The organism is Psychrobacter sp. 1U2 (assembly GCF_051847575.1).
Genome location: NZ_JBPYDC010000692.1, coordinates 1 through 896 on the forward strand (window position 1 = coordinate 1; position 896 = coordinate 896).

At 38.5% G+C, this 896-nt stretch carries 1 pseudogene; it reads left to right on the forward strand.

Annotation, left to right across the window (positions count from 1 at the left end):
* Positions 1-461: pseudogene (locus tag ACS8FD_RS18130) on the forward strand (ATPase); the annotation flags it as partial.
* Between the last annotated feature and the right edge of the window lie 435 nt (positions 462-896).

The following is an 896-nucleotide window of genomic DNA, read 5'->3' on the forward strand; positions in this document are numbered from 1 at the left end:
TATGGCGGTTTTGGACACGTTTGCCAAATGAACAAACGGATCGTATGAGCCGTATCGCTATTTTTGATCGTACTTGGTATGGACGGGTATTGGTCGAGCGTGTCGAAGCATTGATAGATGAGTCAGAATGGCAACGCGCTTATGATGAAATCAATCGTTTTGAGGCAGAGCTCATGGCATCAGGAACGATTGTCATAAAGTACTGGCTTGCCATTGATAAAAAAGAGCAGTTGAAACGCTTTGAGGATCGCCGCGAGACGCCGCATAAGCAATTTAAACTCACTGATGATGACTGGCGTAATCGTGATAAATGGTCAGACTATGTTCAAGCAGCAGCTGATATGCTGGCACGTACCAATACTACTAGCGCGCCCTGGTGTGTCATCGCAACCAACCAAAAGCGTTATGCTCGTTTACAGGTATTAGACCATGCTATTGCACAGCTAAAATCTCACTTATGAATGTCAGGTATTGTGTTGTTTTTTATAGCAAAGCAATTAATGAGTAGGCATCAAGTTTTTTGGTCAGAATAATTCGTATGTTTTCTTTGACAATTCATTGTGAATATCGATAATAGGACAAACGAAAATTAAAGGTTTTATCAATTCTATATTTAGCCTAAGTATTAGGCTAATAAAAGACAGATTTTAGCGTTTTAGTTACAAATCTTGTAGTATCGTCATGCAATATGTCTGATTATTTAATATAATAGGCGCGTGATAAAAACGACCAAATAGCATTATTTCAATTACAACTATTATGAATGAACTGTTAAGCCGCAAGATGCTTTAATCGAATGATTTAGCGTGATACTTGCGGCTTAATGGTATGATAAACGCGCTACTTTCTATCATACATTCACATCGCAAATATTTTCAATCAGCTTACGCAAGGCG